21 protein-coding genes are annotated in these 25,000 nt (G+C 62.5%); 15 read left to right on the forward strand and 6 right to left on the reverse strand.

The window, feature by feature from the left end; all coding sequences use genetic code 11:
• A partial coding sequence (gene hxlB, locus H276_RS0121920; protein WP_019973427.1) for a 6-phospho-3-hexuloisomerase occupies nt 1-573 on the forward strand: 573 nt, incomplete at its 5' end.
• Between the two features lie 75 nt (nt 574-648).
• The gene (hxlA, locus tag H276_RS0121925) at nt 649-1,272 is read left to right on the forward strand and encodes a 3-hexulose-6-phosphate synthase (RefSeq protein ID WP_019973428.1); all 624 of its coding nucleotides are present in this window, start codon (nt 649-651) and stop codon (nt 1,270-1,272) included.
• A gap of 83 nt (nt 1,273-1,355) precedes the next feature.
• On the opposite strand, the gene H276_RS0121930 is transcribed toward hxlA, so the two are convergent.
• Complete coding sequence (locus H276_RS0121930) at nt 1,356-2,663, reverse strand: response regulator transcription factor family protein (protein WP_019973429.1); 1,308 nt, start codon at nt 2,661-2,663, stop codon at nt 1,356-1,358.
• Between the two features lie 184 nt (nt 2,664-2,847).
• Between H276_RS0121930 and tkt the strand changes: the two genes are divergently transcribed.
• From tkt to H276_RS0121965, 6 genes are all read left to right on the forward strand, one after another.
• Nucleotides 2,848-4,986 (forward strand): transketolase, encoded by a 2,139-nt coding sequence (gene tkt, locus H276_RS0121935; protein ID WP_019973430.1) that lies wholly within the window; start codon nt 2,848-2,850, stop codon nt 4,984-4,986.
• A 97-nt stretch (nt 4,987-5,083) separates the two neighbouring features.
• Nucleotides 5,084-6,205 carry a transaldolase gene (tal, locus tag H276_RS0121940; RefSeq protein WP_019973431.1) on the forward strand — a complete coding sequence of 374 codons (1,122 nt, stop codon included), beginning with the start codon at nt 5,084-5,086 and terminating at the stop codon, nt 6,203-6,205.
• A gap of 135 nt (nt 6,206-6,340) precedes the next feature.
• Nucleotides 6,341-7,021 (forward strand): ribulose-phosphate 3-epimerase, encoded by a 681-nt coding sequence (gene rpe, locus H276_RS0121945; protein ID WP_019973432.1) that lies wholly within the window; start codon nt 6,341-6,343, stop codon nt 7,019-7,021.
• Nucleotides 7,022-7,055: 34 nt separating this feature from the next.
• Nucleotides 7,056-7,529: a ribose-5-phosphate isomerase gene (locus tag H276_RS0121950; protein WP_019973433.1), complete on the forward strand. Its 474-nt coding sequence runs from the start codon at nt 7,056-7,058 to the stop codon at nt 7,527-7,529.
• Nucleotides 7,459-8,691 (forward strand): class II fructose-bisphosphate aldolase, encoded by a 1,233-nt coding sequence (gene fbaA / locus H276_RS0121955; RefSeq protein ID WP_255327490.1) that lies wholly within the window; start codon nt 7,459-7,461, stop codon nt 8,689-8,691. Before H276_RS0121950 ends, fbaA begins: the two co-directional genes overlap by 71 nt.
• A 381-nt stretch (nt 8,692-9,072) precedes the next feature.
• Nucleotides 9,073-9,504: a universal stress protein gene (locus tag H276_RS0121965; RefSeq protein WP_026357295.1), complete on the forward strand. Its 432-nt coding sequence runs from the start codon at nt 9,073-9,075 to the stop codon at nt 9,502-9,504.
• Nucleotides 9,505-9,766: 262 nt separating this feature from the next.
• Here H276_RS0121965 and H276_RS0121970 read toward each other — a convergent pair whose 3' ends face one another.
• From H276_RS0121970 to H276_RS0121985, 3 genes are all read right to left on the reverse strand, one after another.
• Nucleotides 9,767-10,255 carry a universal stress protein gene (locus tag H276_RS0121970; protein ID WP_019973436.1) on the reverse strand — a complete coding sequence of 163 codons (489 nt, stop codon included), beginning with the start codon at nt 10,253-10,255 and terminating at the stop codon, nt 9,767-9,769.
• Nucleotides 10,256-10,302: 47 nt separating this feature from the next.
• On the reverse strand, nt 10,303-11,838 hold the full coding sequence (locus H276_RS0121975; protein WP_019973437.1) for an APC family permease: 1,536 nt from the start codon (nt 11,836-11,838) through the stop codon (nt 10,303-10,305).
• Nucleotides 11,839-12,598: 760 nt separating this feature from the next.
• A complete protein-coding gene (locus H276_RS0121985) occupies nt 12,599-14,041 on the reverse strand; it encodes an APC family permease (RefSeq protein ID WP_019973439.1) in 1,443 nt (480 codons plus the stop codon).
• Between the two features lie 992 nt (nt 14,042-15,033).
• On the opposite strand from H276_RS0121985, the gene H276_RS0121990 reads away from it, so the two are divergent.
• The 6 genes from H276_RS0121990 to H276_RS0122015 all read left to right on the forward strand — a co-directional run bounded on the left by H276_RS0121990 (nt 15,034) and on the right by H276_RS0122015 (nt 21,134).
• Nucleotides 15,034-15,417, forward strand: coding sequence for a cupin domain-containing protein (locus H276_RS0121990; protein ID WP_019973440.1), 384 nt, complete (start codon nt 15,034-15,036; stop codon nt 15,415-15,417).
• 14 nt (nt 15,418-15,431) lie between these two features.
• Nucleotides 15,432-15,902, forward strand: coding sequence for a dimethylamine monooxygenase subunit DmmA family protein (locus H276_RS0121995; RefSeq protein WP_026357296.1), 471 nt, complete (start codon nt 15,432-15,434; stop codon nt 15,900-15,902).
• Nucleotides 15,899-16,888, forward strand: coding sequence for a PDR/VanB family oxidoreductase (locus tag H276_RS0122000; RefSeq protein WP_019973442.1), 990 nt, complete (start codon nt 15,899-15,901; stop codon nt 16,886-16,888). Before H276_RS0121995 ends, H276_RS0122000 begins: the two co-directional genes overlap by 4 nt.
• Nucleotides 16,885-17,895 (forward strand): DUF3445 domain-containing protein, encoded by a 1,011-nt coding sequence (locus H276_RS0122005; RefSeq protein ID WP_019973443.1) that lies wholly within the window; start codon nt 16,885-16,887, stop codon nt 17,893-17,895. Before H276_RS0122000 ends, H276_RS0122005 begins: the two co-directional genes overlap by 4 nt.
• 437 nt (nt 17,896-18,332) lie before the next feature.
• Complete coding sequence (locus H276_RS0122010) at nt 18,333-19,322, forward strand: HAD-IIA family hydrolase (RefSeq protein ID WP_026357298.1); 990 nt, start codon at nt 18,333-18,335, stop codon at nt 19,320-19,322.
• Between the two features lie 603 nt (nt 19,323-19,925).
• Nucleotides 19,926-21,134: an FAD-binding oxidoreductase gene (locus tag H276_RS0122015; protein WP_019973445.1), complete on the forward strand. Its 1,209-nt coding sequence runs from the start codon at nt 19,926-19,928 to the stop codon at nt 21,132-21,134.
• 120 nt (nt 21,135-21,254) lie between these two features.
• On the opposite strand, the gene H276_RS0122020 is transcribed toward H276_RS0122015, so the two are convergent.
• Nucleotides 21,255-22,454, reverse strand: a complete 1,200-nt coding sequence (locus H276_RS0122020; protein WP_019973446.1) for an FAD-binding oxidoreductase — start codon at nt 22,452-22,454, stop codon at nt 21,255-21,257.
• A gap of 788 nt (nt 22,455-23,242) precedes the next feature.
• Between H276_RS0122020 and H276_RS0122025 the strand changes: the two genes are divergently transcribed.
• Nucleotides 23,243-23,434, forward strand: a complete 192-nt coding sequence (locus H276_RS0122025; RefSeq protein WP_019973447.1) for a hypothetical protein — start codon at nt 23,243-23,245, stop codon at nt 23,432-23,434.
• Nucleotides 23,435-23,602: 168 nt separating this feature from the next.
• Here H276_RS0122025 and H276_RS0122030 read toward each other — a convergent pair whose 3' ends face one another.
• Complete coding sequence (locus H276_RS0122030) at nt 23,603-24,934, reverse strand: IS256 family transposase (RefSeq protein WP_026356883.1); 1,332 nt, start codon at nt 24,932-24,934, stop codon at nt 23,603-23,605.
• Between the last annotated feature and the right edge of the window lie 66 nt (nt 24,935-25,000).

Consider the following 25,000-nt stretch of genomic DNA (forward strand, 5'->3'; position numbering starts at 1 on the left):
GCCTCGGAAGTAAACCGGGACAGTATCGCGAACAATCTGTCCCTTGTCGTGGACGAGATCACGAATACCACGGCCAAAGTCAATGCAGAGCAGCTGGCTATCCTGGCTCGCCATATCGCCCAGCCGGGTCGGGTGTTCTTCGCTGGAGCGGGTCGTAGCGGGCTGGTCCTGCGCATGGCCGCCATGCGGCTGATGCACCTCGGTCTGCACGTGCACGTTGCGGGCGACACCACCACCCCCGCGATCGGTTCCGGTGACCTGCTTATCGTGGCTTCCGGGTCGGGAACGACCTCGGGTGTGGTCAAGTCGGCCGAGACCGCCAAGAAGACCGGGGCCCGTGTCGCCGCGCTGACCACCAATGCGGATTCGCCGCTGGGTAAGCTCGCTGATGCGTTGGTGATCATTCCCGCCGCGCAGAAGACCGATCACGGCTCGCACATTTCGCGTCAGTACGCGGGGTCGCTGTTCGAGCAGGCGCTGTTCGTCGTTACCGAGGCCGTGTTCCAGTCGCTGTGGGACCACACCGATATCGAGGCCGAGGAACTCTGGACGCGCCACGCCAACCTCGAATGACCCAACCCTGACGGCCCAGACTCGTCTGACATTTTCCATACCCACCGCAGTTCCCAACAGAAAGAAGACAGCAATATGAAGCTCCAAGTTGCCATCGACCTGCTGACCACCGAAGCCGCTCTCGAGCTGGCCGGCAAGGTTGCCCCCTACGTCGACATCATCGAGCTGGGCACCCCCCTGATCAAGGCCGAAGGCCTGTCGGTCATCACCGCCGTCAAGAAGGCTCACCCGGACAAGATCGTCTTCGCTGATATGAAGACCATGGACGCCGGTGAGCTCGAAGCCGACATCGCGTTCAAGGCCGGCGCTGACCTGATGACCGTGCTCGGTACGGCCGACGACAGCACCATCGCCGGTGCCGTCAAGGCTGCCCAGGCTCACAACAAGGGCGTCGTCGTCGACCTGATCGGTATCGAGGACAAGGCCGCTCGTGCGCAGGAAGTTCGCGCCCTGGGTGCCAAGTTCGTCGAGATGCACGCTGGTCTGGACGAGCAGGCCAAGCCCGGCTTCGACCTGACCGGCCTGCTGGCCGCCGGTGAGAAGGCTCGTGTTCCGTTCTCCGTCGCCGGTGGCGTCAAGGTTGCCACCCTCCCGTCAGTGCAGAAGGCCGGCGCCGAGGTTGCCGTCGCCGGTGGTGCCATCTACGGCGCAGCCGACCCGGCCGCCGCTGCGAAGGAACTGCGCGACGCGATCGTCTGATCGTTCTAACGCTGTGATCATCTGATCAACGGTGACGCCCCGCATCCTTACGGCTGCGGGGCGTCACTTTTTTAGTACGCCTGTCAGCGGAGTCCGTGGCTGTGTGCAAGCGCGATAGCCTCGGTGCGTGAGCCGACGCCGAGCTTCCTGAACAAGTTCCGCACATGGAACTTAACCGTATTCTCGCTGATCCCCAGTGCCCGGGCGATGGACCGGTTCCGATGCCCGGCGACAAGGTGCTGGAGCACTTCGAGCTCCCGGGGGGCAAGGTCCCAACCGGCGATATCCCCAGCCGGGCGTGCCGGCAGGTCCAAGGGGAGCGTGACGAATACATCTGCACCCCAGCGTGGCATGACCTCGATCCGCAGCTGCCCGGCGAGCGCCTGAACCCGGCGATCTAGGCGGCCGATACTCGGCGCGTCGGCGGCGAGCATGCCGCGGCCGTCGTCGCGTACGTTGATCAGCAGGTTTTCGCCGTCACAGTCCCACTGCGTCCGTATCCTGCTGATGTCGGGCTGTTCCATCATGGCCAGCACAAGTCCGCGGACGATGGCCCGTCCCGCGTGAGCGACCTCGCCGGGCAAGGCCCTTCCGTTCTGCGGTGGTTCGATGAATTCGATCTCAAGGTCACCGAAGCGCGTGAGCGGTCGCAAGTCTTCCCGCAGACGTTCGAAGGCCACGGCGGCCGGCACTTCTACCAGGTCCGTCGTGCGGTCGCTAAGAGTCCGGAGCTCGACGAGGGCCTTGGCGGCGAGGTCAGTGGCAGTTGAGCGGGCTGCCGCATCGTCCAAGGAGGATGAGCGCAGCGCTGCCAGGAGCGTCTCCAAGGTCGTGGAGTGCAGATCGGTGAGTTCCGCTGTCACACGGACACGTTCAGCTGACGCCGCCCGCGATTCCAGCAGGTACGACGGCGGCGCATCGGCAACTTTTTCCTGAATCCGCTGTGCGGCAATACGCCACAGATACGTCACCAAGTCCAGCCCGTCGTCGTGTTCTGTATCGGCCGGCTGCGGATCCGTGAGGACGAGAAGGGCACCGCTGGGGGCGTGTTTCAGGGCGAGAAGGGGGCGGGGCCGGCCGGCGAGCTGAGCTTCCCCGCTCCAGGATGTCTCATCCGAAAGGGTTGCGCGCAGCGCGTCAAGCTCGGCGATGGAGACTCGCGAAATGATCTCATCCGCGCCCGCTTTCTTCTGCGGCCGCCCTGTGCAGTCCTCCGTGAAGATGACCAGCGCGCTGTTTTTCAGGTAGGGAAGGGTGGCAGCATGTAACCGCTCCGCTATCTGAATGAGGGGGGCTTCAGCCAACGACGCCACTGCCTGCAGGAGCGGCCACGGTACATCCGTAGAGGGTGGGATCGCAGCCTTTAGCGGCTGGTTGATGGCTGTGGTCATCCGGCCAGTCTATCCGGGGGCCATCGCGGGCGGAATCGTCCAACCAGTCCGAAAGTGTAGTCGTAACCGTCAGAAAATAGCGTTTCCCCTGCCCGTTTGGTTCGCGATCATCGATATCACACGATCTACCAGAAGTATCCGTGCGCCCGTCACGGGCCGATGACCGAATCGAAGGGGATAAATCGTGACTCAGACAGCAGACGCGATCGGCACCACGTCATTGAACTGGACGGCCGAGGATCAGCGCGCTGTGGACACCGTCCGGGTTTTGGCCGCGGACGCGGTCGAGAAGGTCGGCAATGGTCACCCGGGTACGGCGATGAGCCTGGCCCCGGCGGCATACTTGCTGTTCCAGAAGCTGATGCGCCACGATCCCAGCGACGCTGAATGGCTGGGCCGCGACCGGTTCATCCTGTCGCCGGGCCACTCGTCGCTGACGCTGTACATCCAGCTGTTCCTCGCCGGCTACGGCCTGGAGCTGGAAGATCTGCAGGCGTTCCGCACCTGGGGTTCGCTGACGCCGGGCCACCCGGAGTACAAGCACACCAAGGGTGTGGAGATCACCACCGGCCCGCTGGGCCAGGGCCTCGCGTCGTCGGTCGGCTTCGCCTACTCGCAGCGTCGCCTGCGCGGCCTGCTCGACCCCGACGCGGCCCCGGGAACCTCCCCGTTCGACCACACCATCTGGGTGATCGCTTCCGATGGTGACCTGCAGGAAGGTGTGACGTCCGAAGCTTCGTCGCTGGCCGGACACCAGGAACTGGGCAACCTCGTCGTGGTCTACGACGAGAACCACATCTCGATCGAGGACGACACCGACATCTCCTTCACCGAGGACGTTCTCAAGCGCTACGAGTCCTACGGCTGGCATGTCCAGCGGGTGGACTGGACCCGTACGGGTGAGTACAAGGAAGACGTCGAGGAGCTCCACTCGGCGTTGCTGGCCGCGAAGGCCGAGACCTCGAAGCCGTCCATCATTTCGCTGCGCACCATCATCGGCTACCCCGCCCCGAAGAAGCAGAACACGGGCAAGATCCACGGTTCTGCGCTGGGCGCCGAGGAAGTCGCAGCGGTGAAGGAAGTTCTGGGCTTCGACCCCGCCAAGTCCTTCGAGGTCGAGCCGGCCATCCTGGCTCACGCCCGCGCCGCAGTGGACCGTGGAGCGGCCGCCCGCCGCGAATGGGACGAGGCTTTCAAGTCGTGGCAGGCCGCCAATCCGGAAGCCGCCGCGCTCCTGCAGCGCATCGAGGCCAAGCAGCTGCCCGCCGACATCGATGCCGTCCTGCCCATCTTCGAAGCCGGCAAGGATGTCTCGACCCGTGCAGCATCGGGCAAGGTCCTAAACGCCCTCGGCCCCGTCCTGCCCGAGCTCTGGGGTGGTTCGGCCGACCTGGCCGAGTCGAACAACACCACCATCGAGGGTTCGCCGTCGTTCATTCCGGAGTCCCGCTCGACCAATTCGTGGAAGGGCAACCCCTACGGACGGGTTCTGCACTTCGGCATCCGTGAGCACGCTGCCGCGTCGATCGTCAACGGCATCACGCTGCACGGCCCCACCCGCGCGTTCTCCGGTACGTTCCTGATCTTCAGTGACTACCAGCGCCCGGCCATCCGCCTGTCCGCCCTGATGGGCGTGCCGTCGGTGTACGTGTGGTCGCACGACTCGATCGGCCTCGGCGAGGACGGTCCGACCCACCAGCCGGTGGAGCAGCTGTCGACCCTGCGTGCGATCCCCGGCCTGGATGTCGTCCGCCCCGGCGACGCCAACGAGGTCGGCGTGGCCTGGAAGACCATCCTGGAGAACCACGAGAACCCGGCAGGCATCGTGCTGACCCGGCAGAACATCCCGACCTTCGCCCGCGGCGAAGGTGCGGCCGAGGGTGACACCTTCGGGTCCGCAGCCGGGGTGGCCAAGGGTGGTTACGTGTTGGCGGAGGCCTCCAGGGACGGCGCCACCGTGCCGGCCCAGGTGATCCTGATTGCCACCGGTTCCGAGGTTCACCTCGCGGTCCAGGCTCGCGAAGCACTCCAGGCCGAGGGCATCCCCACTCGCGTGGTCTCCATGCCGTGCGTCGAGTGGTTCAACAAGCAGGACGCCGCCTACCGCGAGTCCGTGCTGCCCGCCGCCGTGACCGCCCGCGTCTCGGTCGAGGCCGGGTTGGCCCTGGGCTGGAAGGAACTGGTCGGCGACGCCGGTCGTTCCGTCAGCCTTCAGCACTTCGGCGCCTCGGCGGACTACAAGCGCCTGTTCCAGGAGTTCGGCATCACCGCAGAAGCGGTTGTCGCCGCCGCCAAGGACTCCATCGCCGCCGCAGGCAACTAAGCTGCGGGCGCGCCGCGGGATCGCCCACCGGACAGTCTCGCGGCGCGACCGCAAGCTAGCCAACCTATTCGATATTTGAAGGAAGAATCAGAAAACGATGACCAACGCAACCCCCACCGCAGAGCTTTCGAAAGCCGGCGTGTCGATCTGGCTTGATGACCTCTCCCGCAATCGCCTCGAGACCGGTTCGCTGCAGAAGTTGATCGACGAGAAGAACGTCGTTGGTGTCACCACCAACCCGTCGATCTTCCAGGCCGCAATCACCACCGGTAGCGACTACGACGCAAAGATCGCCGAACTTGCCGCACGGGGCGCCAACGTCGAAGAGACGATCTTCGAGATCACCACCGCCGATGTCGCTGACGCCTGCGACCTGTTCGCCCCGGTCGCCGCGGCCACCGACCACGTCGACGGTCGTGTCTCCATCGAGGTCGACCCCCGCCTGGCGTGGGACGCCGCCGGGACCATTGCCGAGGCGAAGAACCTCTACAAGAAGGTCGCCAAGGACAACGTCCTGATCAAGATCCCGGCCACCCGCGAGGGCTTGGAAGCCATCACCGCCACCCTGGCCGAGGGCATCAGCGTCAACGTGACCCTGATCTTCTCGCTGGAGCGCTACCGCGCCGTGATCAACGCCTTCCAGTCCGGTCTGGAGCAGGCCCAGAGCAATGGCCACGACCTGTCCAAGATCCACTCGGTCGCGTCCTTCTTCGTCTCCCGCGTCGATACCGAGATCGACAAGCGCCTCGACGCCATCGGCACCGACGCGGCCAAGGCACTCAAGGGCAAGGCCGGCGTTGCCAATGCCCGCTTGGCCTACCAGGTCTACGAGGAACTCTTCTCCACCGAGCGCTGGGCATTGCTGGCCAAGGCCGGTGCGCGCCCGCAGCGTCCCCTGTGGGCCTCCACCGGCGTGAAGGATCCGGCCTACCCCGACACCCTGTATGTGACCGAACTCGTGGCTGCCGACGTGGTGAACACCATGCCGGAGAAGACCCTGGACGCCACGTTCGACCACGGCGTGGTCACCGGTGACACCATCACCGGCACGTACAAGGAGGCAAAAGATGTGCTTAACGCCATCGAAGGCCTCGGTATCTCCTACGATGAGGTCGTCGCATTGCTCGAGTCCGAAGGCCTGGACAAGTTCGTCGCCAGCTGGAAGGACCTCCTGGCCGACGTCGAGGGTGCCCTCGCTTCTGCTCAGAAGGGTTCCTAACCCGCCTCCGGGTTGTCTCGGCCGCGTGGGGGCCGACAGGTCTCCACGCGGCCGGCAACCGGGCCGCGGCGCGATCCGTGGCCGACGGCTCCGATATCGCATGCCCTGACTGACCGCTACCGAAAGGCAGACACCATGTCCGCTTCATCGCTGAAATGCTGTATCAACCCCAGCATCCTCTCGGCCGACTTCGCCAACCTCGAAGCCGAGCTGGCCCGCATCAGCAACGCCGATGCTGCGCACGTGGATGTCATGGACAACCACTTCGTGCCGAACCTGACGATCGGTCTGCCGGTCGTACAGCGGTTGAAGAAGGTCAGCCCCATCCCGCTGGACGCCCACCTGATGATCGCCGACCCGGACCGCTGGGCGCCGCCGTTCGCCGACGCCGGCGTGGACTCGGTGACATTCCACGTCGAGGCGGCCGTCGCCCCCATCAAACTCGCCCGGGAACTTCGTGCACGCGGAGCCAAGGCGGGCATGGCGCTGCGTCCGGCGACCCCGGTGGAGCCGTACCTGGACATGTTGCCCGAACTGGACATGCTGCTGGTCATGACGGTGGAGCCGGGCTTCGGCGGCCAGGCCTTTCTGGACGTCACGCTGCCCAAGATCCGCCGCGCCCGCGCCGCGGTCGAGGGTTCCGGTGTGAACGTGGCCATCCAGGTCGACGGTGGCGTCACCGCGGAGAACATTGCCCGCGCTGCGGAGGCCGGTGCCAACGTCTTTGTGGCCGGATCGTCCGTGTACGGAAAGCCGTCTCCGGCGGATGCCATCGAATCGCTGCGCAAAAACGCCCAGCTCGCGTTTGCCAAATAACGTCGCACCCCAACCAATCTGAAGGACCCTATTAATGCGCGTTCATATCGCCACCGACCACGCCGGCATGGAGCTCAGCTCCCACTTGATCGAAGCACTGTCAGCCAAGGGCTACGAGATGGTGAACCACGGGCCTGCTGTTTACGACGCCGAGGACGACTACCCGGCATTCTGCATCAACGCTGCGCTCGCCGTCGTGGCCGACCAGGCCGCCGGCGTGGATGCCCTCGGGATTGTGCTGGGCGGCTCGGGCAACGGTGAGCAGATCGCCGCGAACAAGGTCAAAGGCGTGCGCGCGGCCCTGGTATGGAACCTCGACACGGCCAAACTGGCTCGCGAGCACAACGACGCCAACCTGGTTGCGGTCGGTGGTCGCCAGCACACCGTTGAAGAGGCCACGGAACTGATCGAGGCGTTCCTGGCTGAACCATTCAGCAATGCCGAGCGCCACGTCCGGCGTATCGGCAAGATCGCCACCTACGAAACCACCGGCGAGGTCGTCGAGTAATACAGCGCTCGACGCCTCGGTATGGCAGCCGTCGACTCGTCACACGCCGGAGGGCTGGGACGGTCGACGGCTGCCTTGTTTGGACGACATTGTCTCGCCTAAAAAACCTAACGAACGACGAAAACTCAACACAGGAGTCAGCATGCCCATTGCAACCCCAGAGATCTATTCCGAGATGCTCGACCGTGCGAAGGCGGGCGGCTTCGCGTACCCCGCTGTGAACGTCACGTCCTCCCAGACGTTGAACGCGGCCCTGCGTGGCTTTGCCGACGCTGAGTCCGATGGCATTGTCCAGATCACCACGGGCGGTTCTGCCTACTGGTCGGGCGCCTCGGCCAAGAACATGGTGGTCGGTTCCCTCGGCTTCGCGGCCTTCGCTCGCGAGGTCGCCAAGCAGTACAACGTCAACATCGCGCTACACACCGACCACTGTCCCAAGGACAAGCTGGATGGTTTTGTTCTGCCGCTTCTGGCCGCTTCCGAAGAAGAGGTAAAGGCCGGTCGTAACCCGCTGTTCAACTCCCATATGTGGGACGGCTCCGCCGAGCCTCTGCAGGACAACCTGAAGATCGCCCGCGAACTGCTTGCACGTACGTCGGCCGCCAAGATCATCCTCGAGGTCGAGATCGGCGCCGTCGGCGGCGAGGAAGACGGCGTCGAGAACGCCATCAACGAAAAGCTGTACACCACGGTCGAAGACGCATTGGCCACGATCGATGCGCTCGGCGCGGGTGAGAACGGCCGCTACATCACGGCGCTGACCTTCGGCAACGTGCACGGTGTGTACAAGCCCGGCGGCGTCAAGCTGCGTCCGGAGATCCTGAAGGACATCCAGGATCAGGTCGGTGCCAAGATCGGCAAGGACAAGCCGTTCGACCTCGTCTTCCACGGTGGCTCGGGCTCGAGCGATCAGGAGATCGCGGACGCCGTCTCCTACGGCACCATCAAGATGAACATCGACACCGACCTCCAATACGCGTACACGCGTCCCGTGGCCGACCACATGTTCAAGAACTACGACGGTGTGTTGAAGGTCGACGGCGAGATCGGTAACAAGAAGACCTACGACCCGCGCGTGTGGGGTGCTAAGGCCGAAGCTGGGCTCGCGGCCCGACTCGTCGAAGCCACCGAGCAGCTCGGCTCGGCCGGAAAGACTTTCTGAACCAACGACACTGCGGCCGGCGAATGACAGCCGGTTATCCAAAAGCGGCCAAGGGCGGCGATTACGCCGTCCTTGGCCGCTTTTGGATTCCGCGCCAGAACTGTTACTACTCAATGCGATATGGATACTGCAGTCGCTGCTGACGAACTGCTTCTGCCACCCCAGAAACTCGGCTCCAAAGTTCGCGCCGGCGCGAAGGTGGCCAAGAAAAACGGGCGGCCACCTGCATCGACGCACCGATACCGACAGCACCGTGACCGCCGAGAACAAAGCGATTCTCGACGACACCATCAACCCTGTTTTGAGCCGTCCCGGCGCATCCGCATGGCATGATTGAGCTTCACTGACACCACAATTAGCACCTACGCGAGTGGAGACACCATGACCAAACCTGAAACCAACCCTGTTGTTCTTGTAGGCGTAGATGGTTCACAAAGCAGCAAAGATGCGCTCCGGTGGGCTGCCAATTATGCCGAATTGACCGGTGGCCGAGTGCGCGCAGTGACCACCTATGAGCCCGAGTACTACGTAGCTAGCTCCCCCAATGTCGGGATCGCCGCACGAGCGCGCGACAATGCCGAAAAATCGGTCAACGATGTCCTTGGGGCAAACCCGTCGGTGCCTGTAGCCGTCGAGGTGGTCTCGGGTCATCCAGCCGAGGTACTTGTCGAGGCGTCCCGCTCAGCCGACTTGCTGGTTGTCGGAAGCCGGGGGCACGGTGCATTTGCCGGCATGTTCCTCGGATCAGTCAGCAATCACTGCGTCCACCACTCGAAATGCCCGGTGTTGGTTATCCACGATGGTCAGGACTAAATAGACAAGCCCGCTCAACCGTTTTCGGCACTCTGCACCCGTTCGCGGGCGCAGAACCGCGAAACCCCGCCCGATCCCATACGTGTAAGTCGATGGGGTCGGGCGGGTTGCGTTGATGTGAATATCCGTGGTGTGCAGTGCATTTCGTATCAAACGCCGGCGCGGAGGACGAAGTGACGGACATGCCAATGCGGGGTGGTCTCAACGTTCTAAGTTGAGACCACCCCGCATTGTGGTGCTTACGACGGCAGGTGCTGGATGGTTACCGCCGTCGGCTATCGGGCAGGCGCTCGAGTTCAGGCGACGACGTCTCCACGAGATGGACCGGCATTTTGGCCCGTCTACGAACTCGATACGGTTCTTGGCTCCACATCAGTGAGGAGACGAATGCGTTGCGCTGCGGATCGGCCCCCATCACGATGGCGGAGCACTGGCACCGCCGCGCCTCCTTGAGGATGCTCTTTCTGGGGTTGCGGGTGATCGCGATGTGCCCGTCGGCGGCGACGCCGAGCTGCTCGAGCTTGGTAATCGCGCTCTCGACGATATCCTCTTGCTCTGCCATCTCCCGCCGGTTCGGCCGCAAACCCGGGTTGGGCAGACCGAAGCTTGTGCCGTGTAGCCGCGCGATAGTCAGCACCATCGCCCGCCCACGCCCTTCAAGAGAGATCCGCGCTGCGAGCTCCAGAGCATCCTCGGTGAAGCGGCGCCCTTCGGACGCGAGCAGGATGTCAGCAGCATTCTCTGGTGCCACAGGCGGCAGAGAGCGTGGTGGGCGTTTTAGGCGGTTACGAAACACAGCTACTTCACCATCTCCGGCTCGGGTGTCTGGTCCGGTCCACTCGACTGGCTCACGTCGCCGCTCTTACGATCCTCGTGCTTGCGATACCAGTACAGCGGGAGGTAGAGGAAGATCGCCGCCACGCCGAGGTAGTAGTAAATGGCCTCGCCACCGATGCTCGAGTAGATGATACCGCCGACCAGCCACACGAAGAAGTACAGTGCGGCCAGCCCGAGCGCCAGGTACTTGAACGGCTCCGGCAACCGGAACGGACGCGGCAGATTCGGCCGGTCCTTCCGAAGCAGGTAGTAGCCAATCAGCACCGGCACGAACGAACCGAGGTATCCGACGTTAGAGAAGGCGTAGATCTGGATGGCGCCACCCATGAAGGCGATGAGCATGCTCGCTACGACGTTGGTCATCATGGCACGGTCAGGCACATAGTGCTTGTTGACGTGCTGGTAGAACTTCGGGAACTGACCGTCGAGCGACATCTGGTAGAGCGATCGCGAACAACCCATCAGTGAATTCAGCGCCGAGAGCACGAGTGCCACGATCAGCATTCCTGCCATCAGCCATTCCATCGCCGCGCCGGCCACACCTGGGAAGATGGTACTGGCAAACGTGACGAACATCGTCTTCGGGTCGACGAGGTCTGGATTGGAGAGGGCACTCGCGCCGAGAACGACAACGAAGGAGATCGGCAGCAGGGTGTAAACGAACACCCCGTATCCACCTTCCAGGGTCATCGCAATCTTGGCGTCGCGATGCGGGTTTTTGCACTCGCCGATATAGCAGGCAGCCGCTTCGTAAGCGATGACCGTCCAGAGCAGCGGGAAGGCGTAGGCGATGTACATGGTCCAGGCGCCGTGGCCGTCAATCGGAGCGGAGAAGCTTGAACCGTCGAGATGTGGGAACCCGGCGAGCTCGTGCCAATTCGTCTTGCTCGGTTTGAAGATGAAGCCGATGGACAGGAAGGTCAGCGGAATCATCGACAAGACCGCCAGCACCGTCGCCATCGAGGTTCCGAAGCGAATGCCCAGGTAGGCCGGAACCGACAAGATGATCAGGCCGATGATCGTGATTACCAACGTCCACCAGGGGATGAATGTGCTGATCGGCGTGAAGCCCTTGGTGGCGTCAAGACCGAGAAGGTGGGTGATATAGAAGGATGCCAGGATCATGTTCAGCGGTGCGACGGGCATCCATCCAACCCAGTACATCCAGGCTGTCATACCGTTGACATGCGGTGCTAGTCGGGGGTACCGGTCCTTGAACGCCGGATAGGCGTAGGACGGCGATCCGCCGGTGCGGCCGGGCATCATGGCGGACAGTTCGGCCAGCAGCAAACAGAGCACCACACCGGTCAGGGTGAAAAAGGTGATGAACGGTATGTAGGAGGCGCCAAAAACGGTGAGAAACGCGGGTGCCGCACCCGTGACCAGGATTGTCCCCGCCAGACCGATAACGAAGGCGCCCCACCAGTTCGTCCCGGATTGCAGATTTCCGTGTTCGTAGTCCAGGAAATCATCTGACGCTAAGTCGTTGTTACTCAACTCGATCCTTCTTCCTAACTTTCTGTGAGAGATACTTCCCACCCCTACCTTGGCTGTGGCGCAGGTCACGACCGAGGTTACTCTAAGGAAACAACGTTTCTTATCGGTGTGTCAATAGTCAAGATGTTCACTGCGTCTGACGGCGCGGGCGGAGCGCCTCGGGGTGCATCGGACCGACATCATGGGCATCGAATTCTTCTTGTCGCACAAGGACTTTCGCGTGGAGAGGCCCTCCTTTTGGCGTCTGAGAGCGTCCGCGATCGGGCCGCACGACGCGGCCGCTGTTCATCTTCGCCATGATGCCGCGGATGGGCGCCTGGTCGTCGATCGAACAGGCTTGACACTCGGCGTTGTCCTGATCGACGACGCCGCGCGGCGAGTGATTGAGTCATGGTTTGACTCTGCATGTCGAGTCCAGGATCCATGACAACTACCCCCTTCCTGCGGTTTTGCACCGCGTTGCACCGGCGTTCTTCTCAGCATCACAGGATGCCAGAAGGCCGTGCCCCGAAACTGGTTTTTCCATGAATGACGGAATTCTCAGTAACCGTGCAGCGATTTGCCAGCCTTCGCGCGCGACATCTCCGCGGAACCGGTACCGCCTTGACGGCTCCTGTTCCCACACCAGCCACACCATCACCATCAGGCATTGCCGTGAGCACCGCAGGCACCCAGACGCAAAAAACAGGAAGGCGGACCGATCATTGATCGGTCCGCCTTCCTGTTTTCAGAGGTGTGAACCAGCGGCTCTTTCCCCGGCCTAAGGAAGCACAGCGGCCGGTTCGTCTTTCGAGCGGTGCCATTCATGCCGGGAGTACACCCAGATGGGGATGTATACCGCCAATACGAGGAAGCCGACCCAGGTCGGAGTCCAACCGACTTCGAGGCTGTTGAGGTAAACCACACCCACCACACACAGCGGAAGGTTGAAAAGCCCGAATGCCATGGCGACGCCCTGCCAGCCCTTGGGTGCCTTGAAAGGCCGTTCCAAACCGGCAAAGGCCGGGTCCCTCTTCGCCTTGACATAGGCGAACAGGCTGATGCCGTTCGCGCAGGTGTAACCGATCGCAGAAGCAGCGACAATTGCCGCGGGGTTTCCCATGGAAATCAGCACCAGGTTGAAGATGCCGATAACCACCATGGCAATCCACGGAGTTCCCTGGCGATTCGTTTTACCGAGAACCTTGGGAAGGTTGCCTTCCACGGCCATGGAGTGCATGGCACGAGACGAACCCAGATAAGCCGTTTGGATGATCAAGACCATGGCGGCGATCAACATGATGATCGTGATCGTGGACCCGGCTGAGCCAAAGACAGCATTGGCGACCGGGAGCAGCGGCGACACCGCTTCAGCCTGTACACCGTCGACACCGAGCACACCGATCACTGCTGCTTCGACAAGCACAAATGAGAAGAAGCAGATGACGCCGCAGGAGAACAGCGCTTTGGCGACATCTTTGGCCGGATTCTTGTATTCAGGGCCGTAGATGGCTGCCGTTTCCCAGGCACAGGCGCTCCATTGAGCGATCGCGAAGACGCCAAAGAGGATCAGGATGTGTTGCCAGTTCCAGGACCAGTCGGCCGGCATCCAGTCGCCGGTGATTTTGGACATGTCGAAATGTCCGGTGGCAAAAGGCGCCACGGTGAGGATAACCAGCGGAATAAGAGAAAGAGCCGCCAGAACGTAACCCAGTTTGGCACCGTCTTTGAGGCCGAACCAGTTCACCACAAACAGAATGGTGAAAATCACCAGGCCCGAGATCAACGAAAGCTGGTAGTCGGAAAGCACGTCCAGCGCGGGAAACAGCCCGTGCAGGTAGCCGCCGACCAGGATGGAGAAGATCGCCAACACCGGGGTCCAGGCGAACCAATAGCTCCACGCACTGAAACCGCCGAGCAGCTTGCTCATGTCGTACTTGCCCTGGTGGTTTCTGTTGCCAAAAACCTCCTGTGCAAAGCCCGGTAGGCCAGAGGCCTCGGGAAAGGTCGTGGCCATTTCGGCATACGCGGTGCTCTGCGCGAAACCCTGAAGCACCGACAATCCCCAGATAAGGATCGCCGCGGCGGCGAGGTACATGGGGATGTAGCCCAAAGAGGGCAGAATCAGCAAAGGCACACCCAGCGCAATGGCCAGGCCTTGCTTCCAGTCGATCGACCTTTTGAGGTCGTCGCCGGCGTCGGTTAAATGATGACTTTCACTCATACAAGTCTCCCTTTGGATCGCTTAAAGACGTCTGAATTTTTAGGTGTTTACCGCAAAGGTGGGGCGGGATGACAGCGACTACATCTGACCCAAGTCGCGTCGCGACTGCTTGCGTCCTGGTGCTTGAGCTGAGTCATATAGGGAGATCCTTTACCGAATCTGAGTAGCCGGATGGCCGAGCGGGTCCGCCGTTGAGGTCGCTGCAGAAGGTGCCGGCCGACCGGCGGTGTCGTGTTGGGGAGGTGCTTCGCCGGGGTCTGTGAAGAACTCCGGACCGCTTCCCACGGCGCCTTCTGTGAGGCAGGTCACCTGAGAGGGTACAGCTTTAAAGCAGCAGTGCAATAGTTTTTATTCATAAAAATCTTTGCCGCCTCGGCAGCTCGTCGGGAAAGTTGCACTCGCCCAGGCCCACGAATCCCGCGTTCAGAACGCACGTCGCGCCGTCGGCCAGCAGGCGGGACGCCACCGTAGAGGTGCACGAACTTCCTGTGCCCGACCGGTGCAGGCTTCTCTCACCTCCCCCTCCAGCACCCGAAGAACTCGGGAATGCGCTGGCACGGGCATCAGGTGCCCGCATAGGTAAGGACTGCCCACAAAGCTTCCGGTCCTACGGGCCCCCTCCGCCGGAGAGTGCTGAAGCAATCACTGCTGGTAGACACCCAGAACCGGCCTTCCCTCGGTAGGCGGAGCTCCCCTTGCGCAAGCCGCTCGGCGTGAATATTCCTAAAACAGTCTGGACTAGAGGAATTATCTGGCGTACTTTGTAGGTGGGACGTGACTGGCATCACATCAGTGGAGTTCGATCCAGAACTCGGCTGACTCTGAGGACTAGAGAGTGTGCCGGTCGACCGAGGACCCTCCCCCGGGACCTCAGCCCGGAGTTCCTGGCCTAGTTTTCAGTGCGCTTCAGGTGCGCTGAATTTGATCGGTCCTGTCAAACGACGGCCAGGCCCGGACTACCGCGATCAGCTCTGACACATAGAGGAGTAAGCATGACAGAAATCACAACCATCGGAACCCTGACCAAGGCCGGGGGCATCCACAAGGTGGAAAAGGGTTACGAAGGGCTGCCGAGCATGAACGAGCCCGGTGTCGTCGCCGCTATCGGTGACTCTCTCCACAACCCCGAGGGGTCGGTCATGTGTGCCGGGTTCTTCGAGCTGAAGAAGTCCGAGCCCCTGGTCTACACCTACACCTACGACGAGATGAAAGTCGTCGTGAAGGGCGAGTTCATCCTCACCGACCAGGACACCGGCGAGGTCACGCACGCCAAGGAGCGCGACGTGCTGTTCTTCCCCAAGGGAACCACCGTGAAGTTCGAGACCCCCGAGTACGGGCTCGGATTCTTCGCCGGCGACCGCACCTTCGCCCCGTAAGGACAGTAACTCCAATGCGTTCCACGTCTATGCCGTTGGAGCCGGGGTTCCGCGGTGTCATCTGTGTGTCGTTCGGCACATCAGATGACATCGCGGGTCGGGACACCGGTGATCGGCCCAGGTACGACCTGCACTTCGCCTCTGCAAACCCGGAAACCCTCGCCGAGCTGAGGTCTGCGCTCGAAAAGTCACGCGTCGGGGCCCGCCTCGTATTGACCGGCCCCGCGGTCGACGTTCATGCCGCTTCAGCCGCTGCCCAGGCCTGCGGCATGGTGGACGAGGAAATCACCATGCTGTGCGACCAGAACAGCCCGTGGGTTGTTGTCTGCGGCCATTGCAAGACTGCCACCATCACCACTGGTGTGCATGGATCTGTCGAGGTGGCCTGCCAGGGATGCGGCATTGTCCTGGCCACCACTGATCACTTTTCCCGTCGCCTTGGCGGGTACTTGGGATACGCCGCCCACGCCGAGGAGGCATCATGACCACAGAGGCACTTCAGCCCATTATCCATCCAGCGGTCGAAGAAGGCTTCGAGCTGGAGGTTACAGAGCGACAGCTACAGACAGAATCTATTGTCACCATCAAGTTCCGCGATCCGGCGGGCGCGCTACTGCCCTCCTATGTCGCGGGCAGCCACTTGGTGGTCCAGTACGGGGATTCTGCGAACCTCCGCGCAAATGCCTACTCCCTCACCGGTTCCGGCAACAATCCTTCCGAATACGCCATCTCGGTTCTCTTGGTCGAAGACGGTGGGGGCGGCTCTTTGGCCATGCACCGGCTCGCCGTCGGCGACCACGTTTGGGTTTCGCGCCCCCGCAGTAACTTCGCCCCTACGTCAAACGCCAAGCACACTTTGCTGATTGCGGCAGGAATCGGAATCACGCCGGTGCTCTCGCACGCCCTATACGCCACTGAATGGGGCATGTCAGCGTCCATGATCTACGTCTACCGACGCGGGCAAGGTGCGCACGTGGATGAAGTCAGGGAACTGCTGGGACCGGCGCTGACGGAATGCCATGACCGCAACAGTTTCCAGAAGGTTCTGGCTGAGCAGCTCACGACCCAGAGACTCGGCACTCACCTTTACGTCTGTGGGCCGGCTAACTTCATGGATTCAGTTCTCGACCAGGCCCGCGATCTGGGCTGGCCGGAGGCACTGCTGCACCTAGAGCACTTTGGCGCGGGTGAGCTGGATGCGGGGGACCCGTTCACGGCGATCCTGGCGCGCAGCGGTCTCAGATTGGAAGTTCCGGCCGGCGTTTCGTTGTTGGAGGCCCTCGAAAAAGTGGGGAAGCAGATCCCCAACATGTGCCGCAAGGGCATCTGTGGCGAGTGCACCCTGCCAGTGCTTCGAGGAACACCTCAGCATCGGGATCTCTACCTGAGCGACGAGGAAAAACAAGAGAACACACTCATGATGTGCTGCGTTTCGCGCAGCATAGATGACGAATTGGAGTTGGACCTGTGACTATCACCATCGGCAACGACCCTGAAACTGCGACCCTGCCAGATCGGATCCGCCACTTTCCGTTCCCCTACACCGGTGACAACTACCGTTACAGCGCCAATGTCGAGCCCGCCCGCAAAGTGGTGGAGACAGAAGCCGGCGCCTGGGGCGGCACCGTGGTGGATGTCGACGAGTTCTATGTTTCGGACCTGAAGCTTCGCGAGGAAGTTCTGCAAAGGGATCCCTCGCGCATCGCTACCCTCCCGAACATGCGGCCCGCAGTGTGGGACGCCATCACCTACCTGCTGCCCGAGATCGCGGAGTCCAGCCCGACCACGATGTCCTTCCAGCGAGACGGAGACAAGTGCCGCTGGCGGAACGACCTGCTCAACCTCGACATCGAGTTCACCATCGGCGACGACGCGTCACTGCCCACGGGGGACCCGTTGCACTTCCTGGGCAGCCAGGTCCAAGCCGATCTAGTCTTTCTCGATCAACGCGACAAAGCGCTGTGGCTCGACGCCGGTGTGGTCACGTTCGCCGCCGACTGGTCTGTCGGATTCGACGTCGGCATGAACTTCACCGAAATCCACAGCCCGGTCCCACGGGTGAATGAGGAAAAGATCATCTCCCGGGCCGAGCACTTCCTCATGAGCCTGCAGCCCGGGGAGGCATTCCGCCGGACGAACTGGACCATGAGCATCGACCGGCGCCTGGATACCTCCACCGAGACCTATCCCAACTGGGCCGGGGACCGCGGCACGATCGCCCTGGACCCTGCCCTCCCGGAGAGAGTCCATCTGCGGGTCGAGGTTCAGCACCTCATCCGCCTTCCCCACTCCGGGGCGGTACTGTTTCCGATCCGCACCTACCTTCTGCCACTCACCGACATTGCGAAGGTCCCGGTCTGGCGTAAGCGCATGGGCGAGGTTTTGGCCGAGCTGCCGGAGGACATGGCGGAGTACAAGGGCATCATCCGCTACCGCAAAGCCGCGTCCGACTGGCTCTTGTCCGAACAGGCTGGTTAGCGGACCCAGCCCGCGTCGCCTTCAGCCCCATTCGGCAGCACAACCAATCCGCGGTCACCTTCTCCGAGCCTCGTCACGCACAAAACCAACCGAGGAAGTTAGCCAGTGACTCTCGTCAGTGAAGCCCGAACCACCGAGGCGACCCCTTCTGCGGTTCCGCTCCCGAAGGATGGCCCGGATGCGACAGAGTTGTTCTGTTTCACCAGTGGTGAGCTGCCCCAGCCGGCCAACGGCTTGGCAAGGACCCGCAGATCATTGCGGGCCCTTGCCAAGCGACGCATCACTGATCTGCACCTCGAGGTCTGTTTTGGGCCCTGGACTGTCAGGTGGTTCGGCGACAACGCATCAGGACGGCGTTTAATGTGTGCTTGGAACCAGGCACGCCGGACGCCGCAAAGAGCGCAGCCGGCCAGCAAGACCAGCGAGGTTAGGAATCGATGACCAGTCGGCTAGTTGACAGCTTTGACGGAGTGCTCGCAGACCTCGACGGCGTCGTATATAAGGGGCCGAGCGCCATCGACGGCGCCACCGAAGCACTCGACAAGCTCGTCGGAGAGGGCACGAGCCTCGCATACGTGACAAACAACGCGTCGCGCTCATCCGAAGAGGTCGCGGCCCACCTCCGGGAATTGGGTGCGCCGGCGACCGCCGAGCAAGTATTCGGATCCGCTATGGCCGGAGCAGAGCTGCTGGCTCGCCAGGTGCCGGCGGGCGCGACTGTGCTCGTCGTCGGCAGTCAGGTGCTCGCCGACTCCGTCAGGGCGCAAGGACTCGTCGTCGTATCCGCCTCCGATGGTCAGCCAGACGCGGTCATTCAAGGGTTCTCCCCCACCCTCGGCTGGAAAGATCTGGCAGAGGCCTCCTACGCGATCCAAGCGGGTGCCCTGTGGGTAGCGACGAACTTGGACATGACTCTTCCACAGGAGCGGGGGTTCGCTCCCGGCAACGGAACACTGGTAGCCGCGATTGCCACGGCTACTGGCCAGTGGCCCGTAGCGGCAGGAAAACCAGAGCCAGCCCTTTTCGAGACGGCGGCACGCCACTCCGGTGTCACCCGCCCCCTCGTCGTCGGCGACCGATTGGACACTGACATCCTCGGCGGAAATCGCGCAGGAATGGACACCTTGCTCGTCCTCACCGGCGTGGACACGCCTCAAACGGCTCTGGCAGCACGCGTCGACGAGCGGCCCAAATACATGATTCGTTCCCTGAGCGAACTCTACGAGGAATACCCGGCGATCACGGCCGACGACGGGACTTACGCCTGTGGTGCCGCAACGGCCCGGGTGTCGGGCTCGACGGTGAGTGTCGATGGCCGTGAAGACGACCTCAACAGCTGGCGCGCCGCCTGTGCTGCCTGGTGGGCAGCACACCCCGACACGACACCGGACGCTGCGCCGGAGATCCTGTTCGCGACGACTGGATAAGAAACCGATACCCGGGCTCCGCCGGGTTCACGTTCACATGTGAGCTGTTCAGCCGCATCGGGGGCGGCTCCCGGCGACCCCCAGGGCCGATATTGGCGGGATCCCGGAGGCCTGAGTTCCTCGTCCCCTCAAGGATTCCCGGTCGTCCCCGCATCCAGGATTACGTATTGCGTTGCGGCCCTGGAAAACTCGTCACCCACACCGATCTCGCGTGGCCTACGATCTGCCGCCACCCAATAACGCATCGGTCGAAACCCTCACCACCGCAGCACAATCTGTACAAGAGACTCAAAAGTCCGGCTTCATTCCCATCTAGCCAACTGGCTGTGCAACGGTTTTGCAACGGTGACCGGGTTAACATCGTCACCACTTGTTCATCAACGCCGAAGTTTCGGCGCCCCAGTGCAAATGGTTGTCAACGCGTCCGCGTTGACAACCGAAAACGTGGCACCCAAAACCCTGGTACACGAACACACCCAAAAGGAAGACTATGCTAGATCCGAACGCTATCGTCTTATACCGCAACAGAATTCGATCTTATCGCGAGGTGCTGGATGCGGCACCGGCGGACACCGACTGGATTCTTGATTGTGGGGCACCGCAATGAGCTCGCCTGCCACCGCGGACGTCGTGATTGTCGGTGGCGGCATCATCAGCGCAAGTACCGCCTACGCTCTCGCACAACGCGGTATCACCGACGTCTCGATCTATGAACGCGACACAGTGGGTGCGGGTGGCACTGGCAAGTCGAGCAGCATCGTGCGCTGCCACTACGGTGTCAAGTCTCTCGCCGCGTTAGCCGCCAAAAGCCTTACAACGTTCGAGAACGCCGAATCCATATTCGGCATGGACATCGGGTTCCGGCAGACCGGCTACGTCGTCGGCGTCGGACCAGACAACATTGACGCCCTACGCGCGAATCTCGCCGACCAGCAGGCCGTCGGGGTGGAGACCCGCGAAATCGACCACGCGCAGGTCGCTGAAATGTGGCCGGTCGCGTATTTGGACGACTTCGCTGCGTTCGGCTACGAACCACGCGGCGGCTACGCCGACGCCTATCAAACCGCACAGGCATTCGCCGTGACGGCGCGCACCGCTGGAGTCCGACTCCACCAGTCCGCGGCGGTGAAGGCAATCCGTGTGCAAGACAACAAACTTCGCGGCGTGACACTTGCCGACGGAACCGAGGTGTCTGCGCCGACTGTTGTGATCGCCGCGAGTCTGTGGTCGTCGCCGTTACTGGCCGCGTGCGGAATCGATGTGCCGCTGAGAACGCACCGGGGTCAGGTGATCCTCGTCGAGCCTGGCGTCGACGCCGCCGACCGTGTGCGAGACGTGCCGGTGCTGTCCGATCTTGTCTCACTGCAGTACATTCGCGCCGAAATCGACGATAAGATCTTGGTAGGCAACAGCGACCTCGCTGTCCTCGAGCCAGCCGATCCCGACAACTATTTCAACGGCGCTACGCCCGAGTACCTTGATCGCGCGGTCACCAAACTGGCCCATCGCCTGCCCGGCATGCCGAATGCATCGGTCAGCTCAAGCTATGCCGGCTGCTACGACATCACGCCCGATTTCAACCCGGTTATCACCCGGGCGGCGTCGATCGAGGGGTTGATCCTCGCCGTCGGCTTCAGCGGTCATGGCTTCAAGATTGCTCCGGCGGTAGGCGAACTGGTCGCAGACCTCGTTCAGTATGAGCGCAGCACCGATCCAAACATCTGTGAGCGCGATTTCCGGCTCGAACGATTCGCCGAAGGCGATCTGCTCACCAGCGCACACCCGTACACCGGGGCTTCGCAGATGCGATAGCCGGTGGCCCCGCGGACCACAGCGGCGTCGGCGATGTTTCCATCGCCGACGCCGCTGTGCACGGTCTGACTCACGTGTTCGTGTGAGCCGTCCTGAGCGCTCTAGAGCGACAATCCGTGATTAGCGCATCTGCCCTGCGCCGATGTACGGGAACGGGCTCTTCAGCAGCTTGCCTTCGGCGAACCGGGACAGGCGGAAGTCCTCGGCCGGGATGTCGGCGTCGGAGCTCACGCCGTCGACCACGAGGTCGGCGATCAGCTTGCCGACTGCCGGAGCAATCTTGAAGCCGTGGCCCGAGAAGCCCGCAGCGACGATCAGTCCGTCGACATCGGTCTTCGAGATCGCGGGGTTGAAGTCCGGCGTCACGTCGTAGCAACCGGCGTAGGTCGACGCGATCGAGGGGTTCTCCAGGCCGGGGAAGCGGGTGCCGATCTTGTCAACCGTGAGGTCGATGAAGTCGTCATCGGCGCGGTTGAGGTAGTTGTCCGGATCGGCCGGCTCAAGCACATCGAGCGCGGAGTTACCGAACAGGATCTGGCCGTCGGAACCTTCGGGGCGAACGTACTGCAGCGACACCAGGTCGGAGAACACCGGAACCCTGCCGAGGTCCTGGCCCGGATCGATGAGCACGATCTGCTCGCGGTGCACCGTGATCGGCAGGTCGATGCCGTGCTGAGCCAGCAGCGCAACCGACCAGGGGCCGGCGGCGAGGACGACCGTGTTGGCCGAGACGACGCTGCCGTCGGTCAGGCGCACACCGGTGGCCTTCCCGTTCTCGACGATGATCTCGCTGACCGTGGTGCTCTGACGCAGGCGGACGCCCTTACGACGAGCGGCAGCGGCGAAGCCCTGCGCGGTCTGGTAGGCGTCACCGTATCCACCGCGCTCTTCCCACGCGAACGCGGCGAAGGGCTCGAGGTCTGCGACCGGCCACAGCTTTGCGACCTCGGACTTGTCGATATCCTCGGTGCGTACGCCGACGGCGCGCTGCGCAGCCATCGAATCCTTGATGGCCTGGACGTTCTGCGGGCCGACGCCAACCACGTAACCGGTCTGATGGAAGCCCACATCCTCACCGAGGATGTCGGCGGCGTTTTCGAAGAGGTCGAGGCTGCGAGTCGCCATGGCGGCCAGCGAGCTGACACCGTAGTGGCAGCGCACGACGCCGGAAGACTTCCCCGTACCGCCCGAGCCGACGGTGTCTCGTTCGAGGATGGTGACATCGGTGACGCCGCGTTGAGCCAGCGACCAGGCTGCCGAGCAGCCTTCCAGTCCGCCGCCAACGATAACAACGTCGGCGGTGGAAACAGTTTCAGACATGATGATGGCTTTCTGGTTCAGACATGATGATGGATTTCTAGCGGTGGTGCGTGACTGGCCTAGTCAAAGCCATGGCATGGACCACGGTCGCGGCGATCCCGATGTTGGTCCCCGCGCGTTCTCGTGCACCAGTTGGTGCCCGTGTGTGCAGCCTCGACTCCTGACCCGCGGTGTTCGAGGCCATTGTCGCTTCCCTTCGCGCAGTATTTGTACTGCGAGTTGACGACATCCACTGTCAGTGGATGTGGTCCACGTTACTACCGTTTCGCCAAAATAAACAGTATCCAATGGGATGAAACCGACTTGTGGAGTGGCTCCACGCCAATCGGCCCAGTCCCTCACTACCTGTCCCCCCTGGCGCCATGCAAGTTCGGTCAAGGTCTAAGGCTTGCAATCGCCGAACGCCTAGGTCCAGCGATATACAACTCACATATTTTCCTCCTATCTATCACCGCTGCTAGCGTGGCTTTTTCCATGGATCTGCGTGCATTGCCCACGGCCCGGTCGGACAACATCCAATGTCCACCGCGAGCTCGAAGTCCTCGCGCATCTCGCAGTGGGAAAGCGTAACAGCGAACTCGCTGAGCAAGCGTGGTATTACCCGTCTTGATGACGCCACGACCATGTTCCCGGCGGGAACGACAAGAACACTCATCACCGCGATCTGGCACCTACCGGCTGAACACGTTCCGCACTGACCCGGTACCCGGGTGGTTCAGGCCTGTCGTCCCCTGGCCGCACCTCCACGATCGGCCGCGCCGACCACGACTCGCCGTTACAACGCGTCTGTGGCGTACGGGCACGTGCGCGGACACCGGGTCATGATCACCGACACCGCCGAGTGGGACGACCCTCGAAGAATCAACCTCTTGTGGCACGAGCGGTCACTGCGCCGGCGCTCCCGGCTCAGCCTGCTCTCTCTTACGAAATCCACCCGCAAGGCTCCCGGGGAGCACCTGGAAGGGCCCGAGCCGACGTAAGCACCGATCGAGGGCCGGTGAACTGTCACCCGCCAACTGCCGCCTGCACACCCCCAGGACGGAACTATTACCGATATGCCGCACGGCCGTGAGGTAGGCGCGGAGAAACACCCGGGCGCGGCACGACCGTCGGGACTGTCCGATTAACGGTGTAAGCGGCGTGTTCTGTTAGGCAGTTTCGCTTCCCGGCATGCGGTCGGCGAAGGTGATCGCGAAGGCATTCAGTGCTGGTTTCCAGCGCATCGTCCACCGCTTCTGGCCGGTCCCGGTCGGGTCCAGTGACCGGGTGACCAAGTATAGGCATTTCAAGGCGGCCTGCTCAGTCGGAAAATGTCCACGGGCCCGGATCGCACGGCGATAGCGGGCATTCAAGGATTCGATGGCGTTGGTTGAACAGATCACCTTCCTTATTTCAGTGTCGTAGTCCAGGAACGGAATGAACTCACTCCACGCGTTGCGCCACAACCGAATTGCTGCCGGATAGCGCTGTCCCCATTCGGCTTCGAAGGCATCCAACGCCGCCGCGGCGGCCTCGGCGTTGACCGCGGTATAGATCGGCTTGATGGCCTTGGCGATCGCATCACGATGCTGGCGCCCGGCGTAACGGAACGTCCCGCGGATCAAGTGAATGACACACGTCTGCACGACGGTGTCGGGGAACGCCGCACCCACCGATTGCGGCAGTCCTTTGAGGCCGTCGCAGACCAGGAAGAAGATGTCGGCCACGCCGCGGTTCTTCAGTTCGGTCAGCACCGAGAGCCAGTACTTGGCCGACTCGCCGTCACCCTCACCTGCCCACATACCCAGCACGTCACGATGGCCGGCCAGATCTACCCCGATGGCCGCGTAGATCGGCCTGGGACCGACCTGGCCGTCGCGGATCTTGACGTGCAGAGCGTCGATGAACACCGCGGCATACACCCGCTCCAGTGGACGCGTATGCCAGGCTGTCATTTCCTCGACAACGCGATCGGTGATCCGACTGATGGTGTCCTTGGAGACCTCGGCGCCGTAGATGTCGCTGAAATGGGCGCTGATCTCGCCTGTGGTCAGCCCACGGGCATACAGCGACACGATCACCTCGTCGACGTCGGTGAGGCGCCGTTGGCGTTTCTTGACGATGTGCGGTTCAAAGGTGCCGGCCCGGTCGCGGGGCACGTCGATCTCGATATTGCCGCACGAGTCGGTGAGTACGGTTTTCGAGCGGGTTCCGTTGCGGGAGTTACCGCTACCGTGACCCGCGGGGTCGTGGCGGTCATACCCCAGATGCTCGGAAAGCTCCTCATCCAACGCGGTTTCGATGACCGTCTTGGTCATCGCCTTCAACAGCCCACCCGGGCCGGTCAGTGCAACACCGGCCTCCCGGGCCTGGCGCACCAGCTCCCGGGCCACCTCGAGTTCATCGACCTCACGGCCGCGCGGGATATCAATCGCCGCCGGAGCGGGATCGTCATAGTCATTCTGCGATGGCTCCACAGCCACGACAGTCTCGGTCATCAGGTGACCTTTCCGCCCCCGACACACCGGGGGCTTTAAGGCCACTTACACCGTTACTGCGACACTCCC

This window comes from Mycobacterium sp. 141 (genome assembly GCF_000382405.1).
Classification (GTDB): domain Bacteria; phylum Actinomycetota; class Actinomycetes; order Mycobacteriales; family Mycobacteriaceae; genus Mycobacterium.